The sequence below is a fragment of the Quatrionicoccus australiensis genome (genome assembly GCF_020510425.1).
GTDB classification, from domain to species: Bacteria; Pseudomonadota; Gammaproteobacteria; order Burkholderiales; family Rhodocyclaceae; genus Azonexus; species Azonexus australiensis_A.
Window position 1 is genome coordinate 3,990,299 of record NZ_JAHBAH010000001.1, and the last position, 18,144, is coordinate 4,008,442.

An 18,144-nucleotide genomic window follows, 5' to 3' on the forward strand; every position below is an offset into this window, starting at 1 on the left:
CACCGGACGGGCAAACAGCCTCCACTCAGCCGGTAGCCGCGCAAGCGATGGGCGTCGGGCGATCAGCGTGGTCGCGCCAGATGTATTTGGTTTTGCCATTGCTGTGTTCAGCCTTCAGCCTTCGGCCGATACGTCACCTGCCGCCCCGCCAGCCGTACCGCGTACTCCGCCGGCATCGCCCGCTCGCTGATCCACAGCACCGCGGCGTAGCGGTCAACATCGATTTCCTCGAGTTTTTCAAACAGCGTGACGTTGGCCGGCAAGGGGCCGGTGCGGCCGTTGGCGTGGTTGAACCACCAGTTGGGCGAGCCGGCTTCCTGGACCAGCGCGACCGCTTCGTCATTGACCATCGCGGCGCTGACCCGCACCAGTTCTGCGTGCGTCGCTTCGAAGGTCCAGCCCAGTTCGCGGCCAAGCAGGTCCACGCCGATCGTCTGGCGGGCGTCCGAGGCGGTGGTCAGCACGGCTTGCGCGCCGAGCGCCGTGGCGAGGTGGCCGGCCAGCGCGTTGGCGCCGCCGAGGTGGCCGGAGAGCACGGGAATCGAGAAGCGGCCGGCTTCGTCGATGACGACGACGGCTGGATCGCTTTCCTTGTTTTTCAGGTGCGGCGCGATCAGGCGCACCACGGCGCCGAGCGAAACGATGGCGATGATGCCGTCGAAGGCGGCGAACAGCGCCGGGATCTGGTCGCCGACCTTGCCCTCATAGCAATGGGCGGCGCCCGGCGCGGCGGCCTCGGCTTCGACGCGGAATTTTTCGGGCGCGAACAGTTGCGCGCCGGGCAGTGCGGCAACGACTTTCGCGGCCAGCGCGATGCCATGTTTGGTGATGGAGACGACAGCGTATTTCATTCATTTGCTCCGGCTAAATCGGGCGTTCGGCACATCGGGACGTAGCGCACGCCATTCCGCTCCTGTACTTCAGCCGTCGCGACGAACCCGAGGCGTTGATAGACCGGCACGGCAAATTCGGAGGAATTGACGGTGACTGTTGCCGGCACGGGAAACTCGGCCTGGATGGCACGCCACAGACTGCGGGCGATCCCGCGCCGATGCGTATCCGGGCTGACGAAGAGATGGTGCAGATGGGCCGGACGGTGCAAGGTGATGACGCCGACCAGGCGCCCGTCTTCCTCTGCCGCCAGACTGACGAACTCCGGCTTGGCCAGTAGCTCGGCGATGGCAGGGGGGCGAAAGGTCGCGAGGAAGGGCTGGACACTGGCGGCAGCGGCATCGGCCACAAAATAATGACTCAGCTTGCCGATCAGGGCTGCAATCGCTTCGGCATCAGCCGGCGTGCACTTGCGGATTGTTTCAGGCATTTGCCACCTCCTTGCGTTTGCGGCAACCGCGTCGCAGTTCGCCGCGCACGCGCTTGGGGTTCTGGACGAGCAGCAGCGACAGGTAATTGACCTTCTCGCCGCGCAGGCTGGCGACGTCGCGCACGATGCGCTCCTGCGGCGAACCGACCTTCTCGATGAACACTGAGGTCGCCAGCAGCTCGCGGCGTTCGAGCAGGTCGAGGATCTCGTCGAGCAGCGGCTTCACTTTGAGCAGCGCCAGGGTGTCGAACTCGTCGAGCAGGTGGTCGATGACGCCGACGCCGTAGGCGGCCGGGATGATGGCGAAGGTTTCGTCCTCCTCGGCGAGCGTCGTGCCGGTGGTCGCCGCGGCGGCGGCAAACGAGGAGACGCCGGGAATGGTCTCGACTTTGACCTCGGGCACCAGTTCGCGGACGACGCGGGCGAGGTGGCCGAAGGTGGCGAAGGTCGAGGCGTCGCCTTCGACCAGGAAGACGAGGTCGCGGCCGCTGGCGAGCAGTTCGACGGTCTGCGTCGCGGCGCGCGCCCAGGCCTTGGCCAGGATCTCGGCGTCGCGCGTCATCGGGAAGACCAGCTCGACGGCGTCGGCCGGCACGGCGATGCCGCCGCGTTCGACGATGGCCAGCGCGTAGGAGGACTCCTCGGCCTTTTTGACCGGGTACAGCCAGCGCGCGCCGGATTGCAGCGCCGCCCAGGCACGGCGGGTGATCAGTTCGGGGTCGCCGGGGCCGAGCGAGGCGCCGATGAGTTTGCCGTAATGTTGTTGCGTCATTGAGCTTCCTTGTCTTGTGCCCAGGCGGTGACGATCCACACCGGGTTTTGCGCCGCCATGCGATGCATGTCGAGAATTGGCTGGCTGCGGCTGGCCTGCAGTTGCACCACGTCCCAGCCGGCGCCGACGGCCTTGAGCGTGGTTGTCGCCGTCGCCAGGTTTTCCAGCGTGACGAAGTTCATCACCAGCCGGCCGCCGGGTTTCAGGCGGGCGAGGATCAGGCGGATCAGTTCGTCCAGCTCGCCGCCGGATCCACCGATGAACACCGCGTCCGGGTCCGGCCAGGTGTCGAGCAGCGCCGGCGCCTTGCCTTCGCAAAGCGTGTAGTTGCCGATCCGGAAACGCTCGGCGTTGGCGCAGGCGTTGGCGGCATCGCCGGCGTTCTTCTCGATCGCCCAGACATGGCCCAGCGGCGCCAGCCCGGCGGCTTCGAGGCCGACCGAGCCGGAACCGGCGCCGATGTCCCAGACGATGGCGTTCGGCTTGATCTGCAATTTGGCGAGCGACAAGGCGCGCGCTTCCTGCTTGGTGATCAGGCCCTTCTCGGGCGAGCGCTGGATGTAGGCGAGATCGTCGCGCCCGAAAGCCGGCGCGCTTTCCGGCGGGCGTTCGACCAACACGACATTGGGGCCGGAAAAGGCCATTTTTGCGGCGTCGACCGCTGCCAGGCCGATATGGATTGCCTCGTCGGGCAGCAGCAGCCGGCAAGCCACCGACAGCCGCGCCTCAGGGTAGCCGGCGATCAACAGCGCCCGCGCCAGGCGCGCCGGATCGTTCTGCGGGCTGGTGAACAGCGCGACGCGCGGGTGCAGCGCGATGGCGCGCATCAGCGGGTAAAGGCCGTGCGTCGGCGTCGCCCCGACCACCCATTCGCCGGCATCGGCGCTGTGGCAGGAGGCGATCTTGATCTCCGCCCAGGGCGTCTGGAAGCGGGCAAAGGCCAGTTGCAGCGTCGAGACGGCGGGTATCACGGTCAGCGCCTCCGCGCCGAGCTTGCCGCCCAGCCAGCCGGCGATGCCGTGGCAGAGCGGATCGCCGGTGGCGAGCACGACGACGTGCCGGCCGTCGCTTGTGGCAGCAGTGATCCAGCCCGATACGGCGGCGAGTTGGCCGTCCATATCGCGCAGTTCACTGTGCTCGGCGAGCTGCGGGCGGACCAGATCGAGCGTACGGCCGGCGCCGATCACCAGGTCGGCTGCGTGCAGATGCTGGCGGGCGGCGTCGGAAAGGCCGGCCCAGCCGTCGTCGAGAATGCCGAGCAGGATGCAGTTTTGGGTTTTCGTCATGCTTCTTCTTCCTCGACGCGGCAGATGAAATTGCCCTCGAAATCGCAGACCAGTACGGTCAGGTGGTAGGGGCCGGGGTGCATGCCCTTGAGACTGCGGATCGCCTTGATCGCCAGCCTGCGGTGGAATTCGACGGCGAGGCCGAGGCCGGCCAGGCGTTCGGCGGCGAAGCGTGCGGTTTCGGCGGCGCGGATTTCCTCGACCAGGTCGGGCGGGGCGCCGACTTCCTGTGCCGATTCGGCGAGGATGTCGCGGTCGACCTCGGCCTTCCAGGCATGCGTCACGGCCAGTCCCTGGCACATCTTGGTCAGCTTGCCGACCATCGCGCCGACATAGACATGCGGCAGCTTGCGCTTGATGGCGCTGGCAAAGGCCGCCTTGACGAAGTCGCCCATCTGCACGAAGCAGGATTCGTCGAGCTCCGGCAACTGGGCCATGGCGAATTTTTCGGTGCGCCCGCCGGTGGTGAATACGGCGCTGGTCTGGCCCTGCTTGGCGGCGACATCGACCGCCTGCACGACGCTGGCGCGAAAGGCGGCAGTCGAGTAGGGGCGGACGATGCCGGTGGTGCCGAGGATGGAAATGCCGCCCAGGATGCCGAGCCGGGCATTCAGCGTCTTTTTCGCCATTTCCTCGCCGCCGGGTACCGAAATCGTCACTTCCAGGCCGTCGTGGTCGAGCAGTTCGCCGGCCACGGCACGCACGTTGTCGCGGATGTTGCGTTGCGGCACCGGGTTGATCGCCGGGCCGCCGACTTCGAGGCCGAGTCCGTCCTTGGTCACGATGCCGACGCCGGGGCCGCCGGCGAGCAGGATTTCGCCGGCGCGGTGCGGCAGCAGGCGGACGTCGGCGGTCAGGTGGGCGCCGTTGGTCGCATCCGGATCGTCGCCGGCATCCTTGATGACCACGGCGTGCGCCGTGCCGGACGATTCTTCGACGCAGCCGTCGGTCACCGCAAAGCTGACATCGCTGCCGTTGGGCAGGTGGCAGACAATCGTCTCCGGCACTTCGCTGAGGACCAGGCCGAGCGTCGCGGCCCGCGCTGCGGCGGCCGCACAGGCGCCGGTCGTGAAGCCGCTGCGGTTGCCGCGCTGGCGCTTGCCGTCACCCTTGCGGATCTTGTCCGGTTTTGCGTTTTCAGCCATTTAGCGCGGGCTGCCGTGCTGTTCGGCTTCGGCCAGCGACAGCATGGCGTGGATCGCCGCGACCACCAGCGTCGAGCCGCCCTTGCGGCCCTTGATCGCGACCCAGGGCACTTCGTCCACGGTCATCAGCAGGTCTTTCGATTCGGCGGCCGAGACGAAGCCGACCGGCATACCGACGACCAGCGCCGGGCGCACGCCTTCCTCGCGGATCAAGCGGACCAGTTCGATCAGCGCGGTCGGCGCATTGCCGATGCCGACGATGGCGCCCTCGAGCTTGCCGAGGCGCTGCGCCTTGCGCATGGCCTGCACGGCGCGCGTCGTGTCGGCGGCCTGGGCGGCGGCGATCACGTCGGCGTCGGAAATGTAATGGTGCGTCGTCAGGCCGAAGTGCTGCAAACGCGGTTTCGACAGCCCGACGCAGATCATCTCGACATCGGCGACGATGGGTGTGCCGCCGCGCAGCACGGCCTGGAAACCGGCACGCATCGCGTCCGGGTGGAAGGCGGTCAGGCCGTTGAATTCGAAATCGGCGTTGGCGTGGATCATGCGACGCACCAGCGGCCACTGTTCGGCGCTGTAATTGTGCGGGCCGGCCTCGGCGTCGATGACGGCGAAGGAGTCGTGCTCGATGGCACGGCCGGCAGCGGTCAACTGCTCGGTAACGGTGTTTTTGCTCATGTCTTTTTCTCAGGCGTGCACGCAGGCATGGTCATGCTCATGCGGGTGATCGTGCGGGTGGTCGTGGCCATGTGCGCAGCCGTGTCCGCCGGCGAGCGCGGTGTGGCTGTGGTCGTGCAGGTGTTCTGCCTCGGCCAGTTCGCGGTATTTGCAGCCGTCGCATTCGAGCATCGGGCCGGCGGCATGCTCGCCGCTGACCTTGTTGTCGAGCAATTCGAAAATGCCCGGATCGAAGCCGAAATGCGTACCGAGCGCGAAGCTGATCTGCGGGTACTGCTGCTGCAGGCGTTGCAGCTGCAACTGGATGCGTTCGATCAGCACGCCGGTGAACAGATAGACCGGCACGATGGCGATCTGCATCATGCCGAGCCGGACCTGGCGCTGCACGACGCTTTCCAGGCGCGGCCAGGTGACGCCGGTGAAGGCGAGATCGACCAGTTCGTGCTCGTTTTCCTCGAACAGCCAGCGCGCCATCTTGGCCAGTTCGCCATTGGCGCCGGCGTCGGACGAGCCGCGGCCGAGCAGGATGACGCCGGTGGTCATCGGATCGGGCATCGCCAGTTGCTTCATCAGGCGATCGAGCTGGCCTTGCAGCACGGCAAAGATCTCGCGCCCCATGCCGAGATGACGGCTGACGCTGAAACTGACGCCGGGATGACGCTGGCGGGCGTTTTCCAGCGCCGCCGGCAGTTCCATCTTGACGTGGCCGGCGGCGTTCAGGATGAAGGGAATGACCAGCACTTTTTCGGCATGGCGCGCCGCCCGGTCGAGACCTTCGTCGAGCAGCACGTCGGCGTGCTCGATGAAGCAGGTCTCGATGCGCCATTCGGGATGGCGTTCCCGCCACTGCGCGGCGAAATTGATGGTTTCGGTATTGCCCGCGCGGCCGCGCGAGCCGTGGCCGACGAGCAGGATGGTGGTGGCATTAGTCATTCTGGGTCTCCGTAGCCTTGCGGAAGCGGTGGGTGAAAGTCGGGTCGTAAAGTTTCGAGCGGATCAGTTCCGGCCAGTCGGCGGCGCCCAGCGTCGGGCTGGCGACGATCATGGCCTGGCTGGCGATCTTGGCGTCCTGGCAGCGGCGCTTGATGTCGGCCAGGGTGCCGCGCACGATCTTTTCCTCGCCCGGCCAGCTCGCCTTCTGCACCACCAGGATCGGCGCATCCTCGGCCCAGCCGGCGGCGCGCAGCGCGTCCTGTACCTTGTGCAGCAGGGTGATCGACAGGTAAATGCAGAGCGTCGTCTTGTGTGCGGCGAGGGCTTCGAGTTCTTCGCCGGGCGGCATCGGCGTGCGCCCGGCGACACGGGTGAGGATCACCGTCTGCGTCACTTCCGGCAGGGTCAGCGTTTCGCCGGCCGCGGCCATAGCCGCCATCGCCGACGACACGCCGGGCACCACGGCCCATTCGATACCGGCGGCGGTCAGCGGCCGGGTCATCTCGATCAGCGCGCCATAGAGGCCGGGGTCGCCGGTTTGCAGGCGGACCACGGTTGCATGGCGGGCAGCCCGTTCGATCAGCCAGGCGCTCATTTCTTCCAGTGTCATGTCCTTGGAGTCGCGGATCTCGCAGCCGGGCGGGCTGAACAGCGTCGCCGCCTGGTCGACCAGCGAGCCGGCGAAAAGCACTGCGCCGGCCGCTTCGAGCAGCTTGCGACCCTTGACGGTGAGGAGGTCGGGATCGCCGGGGCCGGCGCCGACAAACCAGATCTTGCCGGGCATTTATCGGTTCTCCAGGCGGTCGACCGCCGAAATCAGGCTAATTTGCATGCGTGTTCCTCTTGTTTGAGCAGGCTGGCGAGTTCGCCCAGGCTGCGCGGTACGGGTGATGCCGCGAGGTGGCCGAGGCAGCACAGCGACAGGTGCAGGTCGACGACGGCGGGTAGCGGCTGGCCGGCGGCGTGCAGGGCGCTCGCCTGTTGCGGCAATTGATCGGCAGCGAAGGAGGCGATGCAGCGCCCGGCGGCCAGCAGGTGGATCTGTTCGGCCCAGTGATAGGCGAAATCGACGTCGTGCGTGGATAGCAGGATGGTGATGCCGCGCGCCGACAGCGCGTCGAGCACGCCGAGCAGTTCGTTCTGCATGCCGGCATCGAGCCCGGCCATCGGTTCGTCAAGCAGCAGCACCTCGGGTTGCATGGCGAGCACGCCGGCGATGCAGACGCGCTTCTTCTGGCCGAAACTCAGGTGATGCACCGGCTTGTCGGCCAACTCGGCGAGGCCGACCGCGGCCAGCGCCTCGCCGACGCGCCGGCGCACCGTCGCTTCGTCGAGACCGAGATTGAGCGGCCCGAACGAGACATCCTCGACGACGCTGGCCGAGAACAACTGCCGGTCGGGATTCTGGAAGACAAGGCCGACCCGGCGGCGCAGCGCGTTGAGTCCATCGCGCCCGTTGGCTAGCGGCTGGCCGGCAAAGTCGATGCGCCCGGCACTGGCCTGGAGCAGGCCGTTGAGATGCAGCAGCAGCGTCGTCTTGCCCGAGCCATTGGCGCCGAGCAGGGCGTTGCGGCTGCCCGGCGCGATGCGCAGCGAGCAGCCATCGAGACCGGCGCTGCCGTCCGGGTAGCGATGTTCGACGGTGTGCAGTTCGATCAGCGGGCTCATCCGGCGCAGCCTCCGATGGCCAAGAGCAGGCCGCCGGCCAGCCCGGCCAGCGCCGTATCGCGGCCGGCATGCTGGAATTGCGGCGTCAGGAAACGCAGCGCGCCGCTGCCGCAACGCGCTTCGGCGGCGAGATGCAGGGCGCGGGCGCGTTGCCAGACCTGGACGCTCAAACCGGCGGCGAGCAGGCCGAGCGAATTCAGGCTGCGCCGCGGCGAGCTGTAGCCGAGGCGGGCTGCCTGGGCGGTGCGCGTTTCTTCGATGGCAGTCGAAAAGACGAAAAGCATGCGGTAACAGAGCACCATCAGGTCGAGCAGCACGTCGGGGACGCGCAGGCGGCGGAGCAGGGCGATCAGGTCGGGCAGCGGCGTGGTCAGCACGAGGCCGAGCAGGGCGGCGAGCGCCGCCAGGGAGCGGCCGGTGACGGCGGCGATGTTGGCTGCGGCATCCGGCGCAATCTGCCAGGAAAGCTGTCCGGCGGCATCGGCACTCAGCGAGAAAAGCAGCGACAGGGCGGACAGGGCAAGAAAGCCCAGCGCCGGCATCGCGACGCGCAGGTAGAGCGTGAGCGGTACCGCGGCACCGAGCAGGGTTGCCAGCATGAGCAGGCCGGCGATCATTGCGGCAGCAGTCGGCGAGCCGGCAAGCAGCGCGGCACCTAGTCCGGCCAGTGCGAGCAGGCCTTTGGCGGCCGGGCTGACGGCGCGCCAGCGATTGCCGTAGGCGGCGCGCTCAATCAGCATGCGCTGCGCTTTCGCCGGATTGGGCGCTTGCCGTCGGCGCGGCCTCTGACCCGGCCGGTTTTCCGTTCAGCTTTTCGTTCATTTCCCGGCGCAGCCGTTCGCGCGTCACCGAGGCGCCCAGCCAGTAGCCGATGAAGCCGGCGCCGAGCGCTGCCTGCAAGGCGAAGAGCAGCGAGGCGATTTCGCCGCTCGCCGGTTCGAGCAGCGGCGAAAACCACGGTTTGTAACCCGGCGCAATCTCGCCGATGGCTTCTTGCGCCTTATTGTCGGCACCGCCGAAGTGCTCGCCGGGGATGCCATCCGGACCGATTGCCGGCGGCGCGGCGAGCCACAGCGGCAGCACGGTCAACAGCACGACGGCGGCCAGAATCAGCCAGTTGCGCAGTTTCATGCCTTGGCCTCGCGTTGACCGAACAGCGGCAACTTTTGCAGCTCTTCGGCATTGAAGCGGCGCAACGCATTAACCACGAGCACGGTGAGCAGGCCTTCGCTGATCGCCAGCGGGATCTGGGTGATCGCGAAAATGGCGCCGAACTTGGCAAACGAGCCGGCAAAGCCGCCGGCCGGATCGGGAAAGGCCCAGGCGAGCTGGATAGCCGTCGTCACGTAGGTCGCCAGGTCGCCAAGTGCGGCGGCGGTAAAGACACAGGCGGAAAGCGGCAGGGCGAGGGCGCGGCCGGCGCGGAACAGGCCGGCGGCGACGAAAGGCCCGACGATGGCCATCGAGAACAGGTTGGCGCCGAGCGTCGTTAGCCCGCCGTGCGCCAGCAGCAGCGCCTGGAAAAGCAGCACGACGAGGCCAACCGGCACCATCGCGGCCGGTCCGAACAACAGCGCACCGAGCCCGACGCCGGTCGGATGCGAGCAACTGCCGGTGACCGACGGCAGCTTCAGCGCCGACAGCGTGAAGGAAAAGGCGGCGGCAACGCCGAGCAGCATGCGCTGCTCCGGTTGCGCCTGCAGTTGCCGGCGCAGCGAACGCACGCCGAGTGCCACGAAGGGCAGGGCGGCCAGACTCCAGCCGAGGGCGTGCGCCGGCGGCAGGAAACCTTCCATGATGTGCATGACTTCATCCCCGAAGCTAAATTAAACCGCCGGGGTATGAAAGGTGAGATCGGAGGATGGGCCGGATTGGGACAATGGGTGCACAGGCACGCAGCAACGGCGAATCTTCAGACCCTTCCCAGAACCCCGGAGAATGGTGCGACACAAGCATCGGGCCGGTCTTCTGACTCGCCATCATCCTTCTCCACCAACCTTCCCATGCACTGCACAGTGGCGTGGGGTGGAGTCGTCTGGCTTACAGCAGCGGGGGCTGTGCCGGAATGGAGGAACGTTGCGGGGCAACGTCTTCTTCACCGGCTTCCCGTTTAATCCCGGCCTGCGATCGCAAACCGGGATACCCGAATGGCGCGGATTATAGTCACGAAAACCGGATGCCGGACAGTTTTTTGTTTTTGCCGCCATCCGGAGCGGCGTCAGGCGATGACGATATTTTCCGGCTTGCGCCTTACAATAAAGTATTCGATTTTTCTTATGGAGTCCGCCATGCGTCGCCTGCTGCTCAGCCTGATCTGCCTTCTCAATACAGCACTGGTGCAGGCCGACGACTGGGTCAGCCGGCAGCAGGTGACGGGCAGTTTTGCCGACGCCAAGGAGGCGGTGGTGATGGCCATCGAGAACCGTGGCCTGGTCATCAACTACACCTCGCACATCGCCGACATGCTGGCCCGGACCGGGGCCGACATCGGTGCCGGCCGCAAGATATTCGCGGAAGCCGAGATCATCGAGTTCTGCTCGGCCGGCCTGTCGCGCAAGATGATGGAGCTTGACCCGCACAACATCGTGATGTGCCCGTTCGCACTTTCGATCTACACGCTGCCAGGCGAAGCCGGCAAGGTCTGGCTGAGCTATCGCCGGCCGCAGGGCAAGGCGGCGGCGCTGGTCGATAAACTGCTCGCAGACGTTGTCGCGGAGGCGGTGCGCTAACGGGTATCCTGATGATGCGTTGCGAGCTTCCGCTCCGCATCTATTCCTGAACCATGCCGTGCCGCAGGGCGTAGCGCACCAGATCAGCGTTATTGTTGATTCCCAGCTTCTGCATCATGCGTGCCTTGTGCGTACTGACGGTCTTTGAACTGACGAACAGCTTGCTGCCAATTTCGGCCAGCGACAGCCCGCGCGCGAGAAGTTGCAGCACTTCATATTCGCGATCGGACAGGATAGCGTGCGGCGGGGCGTCTTCCGGCGTACCAAAGACGATGGCATCGACCAGGTTGGGATCGATGAAGCGCCCCCCCTGTCCGACCTTGCGGATTGCCGCGAGCAGGATGGCCGGATCGCTACCTTTGGTTACGTAACCGGAAGCACCGGCGCGCAGGACACGGGAGACTAACTGGCTTTCGTTGTGCATGCTGAGAACGACGATGGGAATCCTGGGCGCTTCGGCCCGGGCCCGAGAGATCAGGTCCAGGGCGTTGATGCCGGGCATGCTGAGGTCGGTCAGTAGCAGGTCGATGCCGCCCTGCTGCAGTTTGCAGAGTACTTCGGCTCCATGGCAGGCTTCACCGACAACCGTGAAGTCCTTGTCGGTGGCGATGATCTGTTTCAGACCACTTCTGACTATGCTGTGATCGTCGGCGATCAGGATACGGATCATGATGCAATTTCCTCAATCGGCAGTGTGATGTGCAGGTTTGTACTGCGGCCTGGTGAACTGTCGATGACAAGATTGCCGGCAAGTGCTTCCAGACGTTCGCGGATTCCGAGCAGACCGAATGACTGGTTGCCAATTGCGCCCGGATCAAAGCCGCAGCCATTATCGGCAATCTCCAGCTTGAGCACACCATTGTCCTGTGCAATGTTGATGATGACCTCGCTGGCGTGAGCGTGGCGGGCAACATTGGTCAGTGACTCCTGAATGATACGAAACAGTGCTGTGGCCCGCGCGTCGGCCAGTGGAATTTCGCCACAAGCCTCAATACTGCAGGCAATTCCGCTACGCTGGCGAAAGTTCTCGGCCAGCCATTCGACCGCCGCGAGCAGACCAAGATTGATAACGGCCGGGCGCAGTTCGCTGGCAATCTGACGAGTCACCCTGACGGCGTCTTCCAGAATGCGTTGCATGGAATAAAGGCGGCGGCGAAAATCCTTGGTCGGTTCTTGGGTTTCCATACGAAGCAGCGAAAGATCCATTTTCATGGCGGTCAGCAATGAACCCAGTCCGTCGTGGATTTCCCGGGCAATACGCTTGCGCTCGTTTTCCATGGCATTTTCGGCATGGCTTGCCAAGTCGCGTAGTTGTTGCCGCGATTCGAACAGCTCCTTTTCCATCCGTCTTTGTTCGGAGAGATCCATGACAAAGGAAACGCCGATGTCTTCGTTGTCTTCAAGGTGAGCACTGCCGACAAGCAGGGGAATGACATTGCCTTCCCTGTCCAGACAATGTTTTTCATAGGGCAGGTAGCGCCGGCCAGGACTGAGGTTTGCCAGATTAAGGGCAGTCAATTCGCGTTCTTCCGGAACGACCAGTTGCAGCATGTTGATGCTTTCATCGAGGATATCTTCCTGGCGTAAGCCCAAGGGTTGCAAAAAAGCGCTGTTGGCGTCGATCAGCGTGCCATCGCTGCGCCAGAAGACGATGCCTATCGTGCTTGCCTCGAACAGGCAGTTGATCAGCGCACTGCGTTCGCGCAAGGTCTGCTTCTCCTGCTTGAGGCCGGCTATTTTCGTGATCAGTCGGCTGTTCTGCATTTCCAGCTCGGCCATGCGCGTACACGGCACTTGGCGCTGGATGAGCTGGCGATCACGTAATGCCAGATGCGTCGTGATGCGGACTTGCAGTTCGCGGATGATGATCGGGGTGCTGATGTAATCGGTGGCGCCGCTGGCAAAGGCCCGGATTCGTTCTTCATCGGTATTCGTCTGGCTGATGAAAATCATCGGAATTTCGCCGATATTCCGAATCGACTTGAGACGGGCACACAAGGCGCAAGTACCCAGGTCGAGCGGCGCAAAATCGAGCAATATGAGATCAGGTGGCTTATTCTCGATGTAGCTAAGTGCCTCTTCGATATTCTCGCTTGAATGTACCGCGTAACTTTGTTGAAGAAGAAAGCGGGTTATCTGGAAGCGATGCCGCGTCGCCTTGCCCACCAGTAAAATGTTGCTACCTGTTGTGCCAAGTTCGGAAAATTCCACTTTTTTTTCACAATAAAGTGAGCGCCGGTTCAGTTGCCGGCACATTGTTTCCTGCATTTTACTCGTCCCTGGCGTTTCGGCAGGTCTCAGGTGCCGTAGGTGATGATTTCCTGCGGAATTTTGTCCAAGGGAACAACCTTGTCGGCTCCGCCCAGCTTGATCGCTTCCTTGGGCATGCCAAACACCACGCAAGTCGACTCGTCCTCGGCAATGGTTGTTGCTCCGCTCTCAGACATTTCCTTCAAGCCGCGGGCGCCATCGTCACCCATTCCGGTCATGATGATGCCGAGGGCGTTCTTGCCGGCGACCTGGGCAACCGAGCGGAACAACACGTCCACCGATGGTTTATGGCGATTGACCAGAGGGCCGTCCTTGACCTCGACGTAATACTGGGCGCCGCTGCGCTTGATCATCATGTGGCGCCCGCCCGGCGCGATCAAGGCGAGGCCGGGGCGTACCCGGTCACCATCTTTGCCTTCCCTGATCTCCAACTGGCAGAGGCTGTCGAGTCGGGCGGCAAACATGGCGGTGAATTTTTCCGGCATGTGCTGCACGATGACGATGCCGGTGCACACCGCGGGCAACCGGGTCAAGACCGCTTCCAGCGCCTGGGTGCCGCCGGTCGAGGTGCCGATCGCAACCAGCTTATCGGTTGTGCCGTACATCTTTGCCCCGAAATGGCTGCTTGGCAGCATGGCATCGGCTGAAATCCTGGCTCGGCTTGGTATGGGCGTGGGCGTACTGGTCAGTCGGCGCAGGGCACCGATGTTGGTGCGGGCCGCTGCCTTGACGGCGCTCAGGATGTCGTTGGCAGAGTCCTCAAGAAAGGCTTTGAGATCGATTTTTGGCTTGGTAATGATGTTGACTGCCCCGACCGCCAGCGCTTCCATGGTGACTTGTGCACCGCGTTCGGCAAGGGAAGAGCAGATGATTACCGGGGTCGGATGTTCGGCCATGATCTTCTTGAGAAAGGTCAGCCCGTCCATGCGCGGCATCTCGATATCCAGTACCAGGACATCCGGCCAGTTGGCCTGCATCTTGGCGAGGGCATAGACCGGATCCTGCGCCGTGCCGATGACTTCGATCGAAGGGTCCTTCGATATTGCCTGTGTGACGACCTGACGGACGAGTGCCGAATCATCCACGATCATGACCTTGATTTTGTTCTGCATGTGTCAATCTTCCGAAACTGTGGTGTGGCGGTGGGCGGCCAGCCAGACATCACCGTTGGCGAGATCAAGATAGAGCCGGCGACGACTCGTGCCGCCGACATGTTCGGCGACGAGCTTGAAGCCATGGCGAGCCAGCGCCTGGCGGGCGGCTTCGATGTTGCGGTGGCCGATATCCATGGCGCGGGTGCCGGGGAACATGTTGCCGCCGCCGAACAGCTTGGCCTGACAGCTGGCCGGCGCGATATGGCGGCGCCGCAGTTCGTTGCACAACAATTCCACACTTTCGTCGGCGTAGCGTGCGTCGAGTGCATCGAGCGGCCCGCGATGGCCTCGCCCGCGCGCCGGGAGCAGGATGTGGCTCATGCCGCCGATGAATTGACCGGGATGCCACAATGTTACCGATACGCAGGAGCCGAGCAGGGTGCCGATACGTCCCGGCCCGGCTGCAAAATGGAATTCTCCCGGATGCAGAAAGACATCGAGGGCTGGCATGTGCCGCTTCATGAGGCCTTGGCGTGGCGATAGATGGTTGGCGCGACGGTGACGAGCTTGTCGGTCAGGCCATTCAGGGACTCGGAATGGCCGACGATGAAATGGCCATCGCTTTTCAGATAAGGCAAAAGGTTATCCACGACCTTGCGTTTGGTTTCGCTCTCGAAATAAATCATTACGTTGCGCAGGAAAATCACGTCGAACTGGCCGATGCCCTTGCTTGGCTGCAGCAGGTTGGACTGCTGAAACCTGACGCGCTCGCGTAGCTCCCGTGCGATGAGCAGGGTGCCGGCCTGTTCGCGAATTCCTTTGAGGCAGTATTTTTTCAGCATGTGGGGAGGGATGCCGTCCGTCCTCTCCATCGGGTAATGCCCCCCCTGTGCCTTGGCCAGGACGCGGCTGCTGATGTCGGTGCCGACGATTTCCCATGGGCTGTTACCGAGGGTTTCGGCGAGCACCATGGCCATGGTGTAGGCCTCTTCACCACTCGACGCCGCCGCGCTCCAGGCGCGAAAGGTATTGCCCTTGCGCCGGCTGGCCGCCAGTTGGCGAAGATGGTCGAAGTGCTTCGGTTCGCGAAAGAAATAGGTTTCGTTGGTGGTCAGCAGGTCGACCATGGTCTGCCGTTCGGCGGCGCAGTCGCCGGTTGTGACATGCTTGTAGTACTGGCTGAAGTTGTCGCAGCCGAGTGCCTTCAGGCGCCGAGACAGGCGCCCGACGAGCAGGACTTTCTTGGCTTCCGAGATGCTGATGCCAGCGATCTGGAAAGTCAGTTTCTGGAACAAGCCGAATTCAGCATTGCTGATCGGAATGTTGCCGAGCTGTGATGAATCGTTCAAAGGATCTCCAATCGGGAATGTGCCGACTCTGGCTTACTGCAGTGTGGCCGCATCGGGTTTGGCGGCATCCCGATCGAGGGCAGGGAACATGCGAGGCTGCGTTTCGTTGAGCATTTGAGGCAGGCGCTCGAAGGCCTCGCCCGGAATCGGCTTGCTGTAGCGATAGCCCTGGCCAAGATGGCAGCCATGGGCTTGCAGGAATAGCTCCTGCTTTTCGGTTTCTATGCCTTCCGCCACCAATTCGAGGCGCAGGCTGTGTGCCATGGTGATGATGCCCTTGACCAGTTCGGTGCTGTCGCGGTCAAGCATGACGTCGCTGATGAAGGAACGGTCGATCTTCAGGACATTGATCGGGAACCGTTTGAGGTAGGCTAGGGAGGAGTAGCCGGTGCCGAAATCGTCGATGGCGATGCTGATGCCCATGTCCCGGAAAGCCTTCAGGGCGACGCCGATTTCCTTGTTGTCGTCGAGCAGCAGGCTTTCGGTAATCTCGAATTCGAGCCAGGCGGGCTTGCAGCCGGTCAGGCGCAAGGCTCGAAGCACCGTTGCTACCAGATCGTTGTCGCGAAATTGGCGGGAGGAGAGATTGACAGCGATTTTCAGCCGCCGTTCGCCGCTCTCGTTCCAGCGTCTGGCGGCCAGGCAGGCCTGGTTCAGAACCCAGGCGCCGATGCTGACGATCAAGCCGGTATCTTCGGCGATGCCGATGAACTTGTCAGGCTGGACCATGCCGAAGCTTGGATGACGCCAGCGGAGCAGGGCTTCTGCACCGACCAGGCGACCGTTCGCCAGATCAATTTTCGGTTGGTAGAAGACTTCCAGTTCGCCTGCAGTCTCGGCGCGCCGCAGGGCCAATTCCAGCATCGCCCGTTCCTTCGATTTGGCGCTCAGTTCGGCCGAGTAGAAGCGGAAGCCGGCGCGCCCGCGGTCCTTTGCGTCATAGAGCGCCGAGTCGGCGTACTGGAAGAGTTCGGTTGCGGTTCTTCCATCACTCGGGAAGACGGCGATCCCGATGCTGGCCGAGATGAACGCCTCCTGCGACCCCAACTGGAATGGTTGGGCCAGGACATCCAGTATTTTCCGCGAAATGCTGCCGAGATCGGCTGCCTCGCGAATGTTGGGCAGGACGACGGCAAATTCGTCGCCGCCCAGACGAGCTACCGTATCGTAGTCGCGCACCAGGCGGCGCAGGCGTTCGGCCGCTTCGTGCAGGAGCAGGTCACCGAGATCGTGGCCGTGAGTATCGTTGACCTCCTTGAAGCGGTCGATGTCAAGAATGATCAGGCCGAGCGTACCGCCGTGCCGGGTTGCCCTTTCCAGGCAATGATTGAGGCGCTCGCCGAGCAGGATGCGGTTCGGCAGACCGGTCAACGAGTCGTGAAAGGCCATTTCCTGCAGGCGCGACTCGTAGTTTTTCAGCTCGCTGATATCTTGCGTCGTTGCGATCAGGCGGCGTGGTTTGCCTTCCTGTCCATACTCGATGCAAATGTGGGTGTGCAGGTGCAGTACTTGTTTGGCAATCCGTATCCGGTAGCCGCTGAGTGTCAGCTCGGTCTCCTTCCGCTCGCAGGCGTCGCGGTAGGCCTTGAGCAAGGGCTTCCTGTCCTCATCAAGGATCATGGAAAAAACCTGATTGATTTTTGGCTGCCAATCGGCACTCTTGCCGAATATCCGGCACATCTCGGCGGAAACGCTGACTTTCTTGCCGCTACTAAGCTCCCATTGCCAATGTCCCAGGCGAGCCATGGCTTCGGCCTGGCGCAGGCGGCGTTCGCTTTCTTTGAGCGCGGTGATGTCGCGGCCGATGACAAGAACGCTGGTGACCTGCTCGTCGGCCGCGAACTCCGGCGTCAGGATCAGGTGGCTGCACAACGTGCGACCGTCGGCGGCCGGCCAGGTATGCTCGATTTCATCAGCTTCGCCGCTGGTGATGACGGTGAGCAGTGCCTTCTCGTAGGCAAGGGCGCTGTTGCTGAGATTGTATTCGGACGGGCGTTGGCCGAGCATCTGTTCAGCAGACATGCCGGCCAGACGAATCAGACTGGCATTGCTGTACAGGCGGCGACAATTGCGATCGTAGCGAGCAATGGTGTCCGGCGAGTTTTCAATCAGCGTCGTGAACTCATTCTGGCGCTGCCGTGCAGCCTGTTCCGCCAGTTCCCTTTCAGTAATGTCCTGGGCTAGCGCGAAATTGTAGATGCTGCCGTCGAATTCGAAGCGGGCAGCCCTGATCTCCACCGGGAAAAGGCGCTTGTCCTTGCGCTGGTGGCGGCTCGTCAAGGTGCGTGAGCCGGTGTGCAGCATCTGTTGCCAGTGCTGATTCCAGTCGTTCGACGAATAATCGGGATCGATATCGAAAACGCTCATTGTCATGAGTTCGGCGTAGGAGTAACCGAGCGAACGGCAACTGGCGTCGTTGACATGCAGTAGCCTGCCATTTTCGTCGATCAGGTATATCGCTTCTGTTACGTGATCGAGTGCGAATTTCAGCAGGCAGAGTTGCCGCTGCGTTTCCCTCTGTTTCGATATGTTGCGGGCGACGGCGAGGACGCCGTCGATCTCGCCCGCAGCATTGAGCTCGGGGGTGGCGCGTAGTTCGACATGTTGCGTCTGGCCGGCGGCGTCCTGCCAGCAGAGATCGATGGCGCCGGGCGTGCCGTTGGCGATGGCCGTCCGCAACTGGTCATACAAGGTCGATTTGGCGAGATTAGCGCCGTCTACCGTTGGTGTTACGGCAAGAGCCCGCAAATCCGGATCCAGGCGCCGGTACGCCTTGTTGCGATAAGTCAGGCGTCCCACCCGATCATAACGGGCGATGCCATCCGGCAGGCTTTCTGCCAGCAAGCGGAAGTCGTCGCAGGGTTTGCTCGGATGGGTCATTTACCTGGTGGTGCTCGG

General features: G+C 63.5%; 19 protein-coding genes and 1 riboswitch. Of the genes, 1 reads left to right on the top strand and 18 read right to left on the bottom strand.

Annotated elements, in window-relative coordinates:
* Nucleotides 1–107: 107 nt before the first annotated feature.
* Genes KIG99_RS19120 through KIG99_RS19175 form a run of 12 tightly spaced genes read right to left on the bottom strand, consistent with a single transcriptional unit; the run spans nucleotide 108 to nucleotide 9,608 of the window.
* Nucleotides 108–851: a cobalamin biosynthesis central domain-containing protein gene (locus tag KIG99_RS19120; protein WP_226461612.1), complete on the bottom strand. Its 744-nt coding sequence runs from the start codon at nucleotides 849–851 to the stop codon at nucleotides 108–110.
* Nucleotides 848–1,321, bottom strand: a complete 474-nt coding sequence (locus KIG99_RS19125; protein WP_226461613.1) for a GNAT family N-acetyltransferase — start codon at nucleotides 1,319–1,321, stop codon at nucleotides 848–850. Before KIG99_RS19125 ends, KIG99_RS19120 begins: the two co-directional genes overlap by 4 nt.
* Complete coding sequence (gene cobI, locus KIG99_RS19130) at nucleotides 1,314–2,093, bottom strand: precorrin-2 C(20)-methyltransferase (RefSeq protein WP_226461614.1); 780 nt, start codon at nucleotides 2,091–2,093, stop codon at nucleotides 1,314–1,316. The genes KIG99_RS19125 and cobI overlap by 8 nt, the downstream gene beginning before the upstream one ends.
* Nucleotides 2,090–3,379, bottom strand: a complete 1,290-nt coding sequence (gene cbiE / locus KIG99_RS19135) for a precorrin-6y C5,15-methyltransferase (decarboxylating) subunit CbiE (RefSeq protein WP_226461615.1) — start codon at nucleotides 3,377–3,379, stop codon at nucleotides 2,090–2,092. Before cbiE ends, cobI begins: the two co-directional genes overlap by 4 nt.
* On the bottom strand, nucleotides 3,376–4,524 hold the full coding sequence (locus KIG99_RS19140) for a cobalt-precorrin-5B (C(1))-methyltransferase (RefSeq protein ID WP_226461616.1): 1,149 nt from the start codon (nucleotides 4,522–4,524) through the stop codon (nucleotides 3,376–3,378). Before KIG99_RS19140 ends, cbiE begins: the two co-directional genes overlap by 4 nt.
* A complete protein-coding gene (locus KIG99_RS19145; protein ID WP_226461617.1) occupies nucleotides 4,525–5,202 on the bottom strand; it encodes a precorrin-8X methylmutase in 678 nt (225 codons plus the stop codon). It abuts the gene before it with no gap.
* 9 nt (nucleotides 5,203–5,211) lie between these two features.
* Complete coding sequence (locus KIG99_RS19150; RefSeq protein WP_226461618.1) at nucleotides 5,212–6,135, bottom strand: sirohydrochlorin chelatase; 924 nt, start codon at nucleotides 6,133–6,135, stop codon at nucleotides 5,212–5,214.
* Nucleotides 6,128–6,919: a precorrin-4 C(11)-methyltransferase gene (gene cobM / locus KIG99_RS19155; protein ID WP_226461619.1), complete on the bottom strand. Its 792-nt coding sequence runs from the start codon at nucleotides 6,917–6,919 to the stop codon at nucleotides 6,128–6,130. The genes KIG99_RS19150 and cobM overlap by 8 nt, the downstream gene beginning before the upstream one ends.
* Nucleotides 6,920–6,951: 32 nt before the next feature.
* Nucleotides 6,952–7,803, bottom strand: a complete 852-nt coding sequence (locus KIG99_RS19160) for an energy-coupling factor ABC transporter ATP-binding protein (RefSeq protein ID WP_226461620.1) — start codon at nucleotides 7,801–7,803, stop codon at nucleotides 6,952–6,954.
* Complete coding sequence (cbiQ, locus tag KIG99_RS19165; RefSeq protein WP_226461621.1) at nucleotides 7,800–8,543, bottom strand: cobalt ECF transporter T component CbiQ; 744 nt, start codon at nucleotides 8,541–8,543, stop codon at nucleotides 7,800–7,802. The genes KIG99_RS19160 and cbiQ overlap by 4 nt, the downstream gene beginning before the upstream one ends.
* Nucleotides 8,533–8,934 (bottom strand): energy-coupling factor ABC transporter substrate-binding protein, encoded by a 402-nt coding sequence (locus tag KIG99_RS19170; protein ID WP_226461622.1) that lies wholly within the window; start codon nucleotides 8,932–8,934, stop codon nucleotides 8,533–8,535. Before KIG99_RS19170 ends, cbiQ begins: the two co-directional genes overlap by 11 nt.
* Nucleotides 8,931–9,608, bottom strand: a complete 678-nt coding sequence (locus KIG99_RS19175) for an energy-coupling factor ABC transporter permease (protein WP_226461623.1) — start codon at nucleotides 9,606–9,608, stop codon at nucleotides 8,931–8,933. The genes KIG99_RS19170 and KIG99_RS19175 overlap by 4 nt, the downstream gene beginning before the upstream one ends.
* A 136-nt stretch (nucleotides 9,609–9,744) precedes the next feature.
* Nucleotides 9,745–9,965, bottom strand: a riboswitch (cobalamin riboswitch).
* Between the two features lie 126 nt (nucleotides 9,966–10,091).
* Here KIG99_RS19175 and KIG99_RS19180 point away from each other — a divergent pair.
* Nucleotides 10,092–10,532 (top strand): DUF302 domain-containing protein, encoded by a 441-nt coding sequence (locus KIG99_RS19180; RefSeq protein ID WP_226461624.1) that lies wholly within the window; start codon nucleotides 10,092–10,094, stop codon nucleotides 10,530–10,532.
* Nucleotides 10,533–10,572: 40 nt separating this feature from the next.
* On the opposite strand, the gene KIG99_RS19185 is transcribed toward KIG99_RS19180, so the two are convergent.
* The 6 genes from KIG99_RS19185 to KIG99_RS19210 are packed head-to-tail and all read right to left on the bottom strand — an operon-like array spanning nucleotide 10,573 to nucleotide 18,126.
* Nucleotides 10,573–11,202 (bottom strand): response regulator, encoded by a 630-nt coding sequence (locus KIG99_RS19185; protein ID WP_226461625.1) that lies wholly within the window; start codon nucleotides 11,200–11,202, stop codon nucleotides 10,573–10,575.
* Nucleotides 11,199–12,800 (bottom strand): histidine kinase, encoded by a 1,602-nt coding sequence (locus tag KIG99_RS19190; RefSeq protein ID WP_226461626.1) that lies wholly within the window; start codon nucleotides 12,798–12,800, stop codon nucleotides 11,199–11,201. The genes KIG99_RS19185 and KIG99_RS19190 overlap by 4 nt, the downstream gene beginning before the upstream one ends.
* Nucleotides 12,801–12,829: 29 nt before the next feature.
* Nucleotides 12,830–13,915 (bottom strand): protein-glutamate methylesterase/protein-glutamine glutaminase, encoded by a 1,086-nt coding sequence (locus KIG99_RS19195; RefSeq protein ID WP_226461627.1) that lies wholly within the window; start codon nucleotides 13,913–13,915, stop codon nucleotides 12,830–12,832.
* Between the two features lie 3 nt (nucleotides 13,916–13,918).
* Nucleotides 13,919–14,407, bottom strand: coding sequence for a chemotaxis protein CheD (locus KIG99_RS19200; protein ID WP_226461628.1), 489 nt, complete (start codon nucleotides 14,405–14,407; stop codon nucleotides 13,919–13,921).
* Between the two features lie 8 nt (nucleotides 14,408–14,415).
* Complete coding sequence (locus KIG99_RS19205) at nucleotides 14,416–15,246, bottom strand: CheR family methyltransferase (RefSeq protein ID WP_226461629.1); 831 nt, start codon at nucleotides 15,244–15,246, stop codon at nucleotides 14,416–14,418.
* Between the two features lie 33 nt (nucleotides 15,247–15,279).
* On the bottom strand, nucleotides 15,280–18,126 hold the full coding sequence (locus tag KIG99_RS19210; RefSeq protein ID WP_226461630.1) for an EAL domain-containing protein: 2,847 nt from the start codon (nucleotides 18,124–18,126) through the stop codon (nucleotides 15,280–15,282).
* Nucleotides 18,127–18,144: the final 18 nt, after the last annotated feature.